The sequence below is a fragment of the Vibrio sp. OPT46 genome (genome assembly GCF_015163535.1).
Classification (GTDB): domain Bacteria; phylum Pseudomonadota; class Gammaproteobacteria; order Enterobacterales; family Vibrionaceae; genus Vibrio; species Vibrio alginolyticus.
The window spans coordinates 26,826-29,109 of sequence record NZ_JADDYG010000443.1; the positions used below are offsets into that span (position 1 = coordinate 26,826).

A 2,284-nucleotide genomic window follows, 5' to 3' on the forward strand; every position below is an offset into this window, starting at 1 on the left:
TCGCATTAGGCATGTTGGTCGCTGTTGGCATCCAGTGGGGTATTGGAAAGTTTTTTGAGTACCAACAAGATCAACAACAGGAGCGGCTCGATTACCTCACTCACTACATTGCCGAACTCGACCAGCGTATTGAAGCAATGAAAATTGCAGAGCAAGAGCACAGCAAAATCCTCGAACGTCTAAAGGTCGTTGAAGGTTTACAAAACGGACGAAACAAAACGACCGAGTTCATGAACTTAATGCCTGCCGTTATCCCTGAAGGTGTATATGTCGACAAGATCAAAATGAATGATCTGGAAATTGAGATCTCTGGGATCTCTGATAGCACTCCAAAACTTGCCACGATGCTGGACAACATGGAGCGCTCGGCCAAGTTGAACGACGTAGAAATGCATTCCATCGTTCACGGCAAAGCCCGTTTTGGGAAAGAGTTTCAAACATTCAAAGTGTCTTTCATGTTCAAAGTAACGGAGAAGAAATTGGAGGCTCAACGTGGTTGATTGGCAGGATCTCGAAATAGATGAAATGGCCGAGTGGCCATTGTTGCCCCAGATTGTAGTAATCGCACTTCTGATCATGGCGATTCAAGGCTTAGGTTATTGGTTTTACCTTAAACCGAAAGACGAACAGTTGAATCACTTGATTCAGCAGGAGCAGACACTCAAGGTGGCATTGAAGATCAAAGCGAACAAAGTGGCAGCGTTGCCTCAGCTTCAATCTCAATTGGATGAACTTACCACTCGTTACGAGTTATTACTGCAGCAACTGCCTGCGCAAAAAGAGCTGGCTACAATGCTCGCTTCAGTGAATGAGCTTGGCATCGACAATAAGCTGACTTTCACCCGAATCGACTGGGGCGAAAAACAATCAGAGCACTTCCTTTATCGTCTCCCTTTAAACATAGAGTTAACGGGCGACTTTCATGACATCGGCCATTTTTCTCAGGCAATAGCGACGCTACCTCGAATCATCACGTTTAAAGATGTGACTTGGCAACGTGTCAGCCAAGAGAGCGAAACCCTGCACTTTCGGGTGCGTGCTAATACCTATCAGTTTAAGCCGGAGGAGACGAAAAATGACAAGTAAGTCTTTGTTGCTGGTACTGATGGGTTCTCTATTGATGGGCTGCCAGGCGAATGATGAATCATTGACGGATTTTATTCGAGGAGTGGAAACACAGGCGCGTCGAGAGGTCGAGAAGCTTAAGCCCGCAGACAAGTATGTTGCAGTCACGTACGCACCGGAAGTACAGCGTGCACCCTTTGAATTACCCAAAGAAGCCACCATCGCGACTCAGCCAGTTGCAAGAAAAGATTGTTGGCAACCGCCCTCAAGAAGGCGAACTGGCAAATTAGAAAAATTCCCATTAAGCCAATTACGTTTGAAAGGTGTCATGGGCATGGATAACACGGTTTCTGGCCTCGTTCAGGCTCCCAATGGCACCGTCTATAAAGTTAAGCCGGGTCAATACCTCGGACGCAATAATGGCAAAGTGACCCATGTCAGCCACTCCTATTTGTTGATTAATGAAACGTTGCCCGACGGCTTAGGATGTTGGCAAAAACGTAAAGTTAAGTTGGCTTTGAGATAGCCCCATTTATTTTTGATATTGAGTAATGAAAATGAGACAAGGATTAACACGTACACCAAGGATACTTACTGGGCTCTTCTCCTTATGGTTGTTTGTATTTTTAGCCCCTTTAGCGGCAGCTGAAGAAGTTTCGTCCAATGCCCTAAAAAGTATCGACTTTCGAACTAATAAAGATAAAGACGCCGTGATTGTCGTCGAATTGGCGTCACCGGCCGCGATTGTAGATATCAAGCGTGTACAGGAAGGGTTAAGTATCGATTTGCTTAACACTTCAGTAAAAGACGAGCAATTGTATCTCCTAGACGTGAAAGACTTTTCGACTGTGGTTGAGAGCGTAGAAGTGTTTCGCGACACCTCGACGACGCGCTTGGTTGCGCACATCAATGAAGAATACATGCATGATTACCGTTTAACGGGGCGTTTTTTGGAAATCAAAGTAGCGAAGATCAAACCCAATGAGAAAGCCCCAGATAAAAGCATTTTAGAAAGAGAAGGTAAGCTTATTTCGATTAACTTCCAAGATATTCCTGTGCGAAACGTCTTGCAGCTTATTGCTGATTACAACCAATTCAATTTGGTTGTCTCCGACTCTGTAGAAGGCAACCTCACGCTTCGTCTTGATGGTGTCCCTTGGCAGCAAGTGCTGGATATTATTTTGCAAGTTAAGGGGTTAGATAAGCGTGTTGATGGCAA

At 45.1% G+C, this 2,284-nt stretch carries 4 protein-coding genes; all 4 read left to right on the forward strand.

What is annotated here, in order from left to right:
* Positions 1-500, forward strand: a 500-nt coding sequence (locus IQR33_RS19110) for a PilN domain-containing protein (RefSeq protein ID WP_193843934.1), incomplete at its 5' end; no start/stop codon positions are given.
* Positions 493-1,086 carry a type 4a pilus biogenesis protein PilO gene (locus IQR33_RS19115; RefSeq protein ID WP_017633532.1) on the forward strand — a complete coding sequence of 198 codons (594 nt, stop codon included), beginning with the start codon at positions 493-495 and terminating at the stop codon, positions 1,084-1,086. The genes IQR33_RS19110 and IQR33_RS19115, both read left to right, overlap by 8 nt.
* Positions 1,076-1,591: a pilus assembly protein PilP gene (locus IQR33_RS19120; protein WP_005382766.1), complete on the forward strand. Its 516-nt coding sequence runs from the start codon at positions 1,076-1,078 to the stop codon at positions 1,589-1,591. The genes IQR33_RS19115 and IQR33_RS19120 overlap by 11 nt, the downstream gene beginning before the upstream one ends.
* Positions 1,592-1,616: 25 nt before the next feature.
* A partial coding sequence (locus IQR33_RS19125) for an AMIN domain-containing protein (RefSeq protein WP_416222689.1) occupies positions 1,617-2,284 on the forward strand: 668 nt, incomplete at its 3' end.

Excerpts from the sequence above, each read along its gene's own strand:
- IQR33_RS19120 (WP_005382766.1), top strand. The coding sequence starts at position 1,076 with ATGACAAGTAAGTCTTTGTTGCTGGTACTGATGGGTTCTCTATTGATG.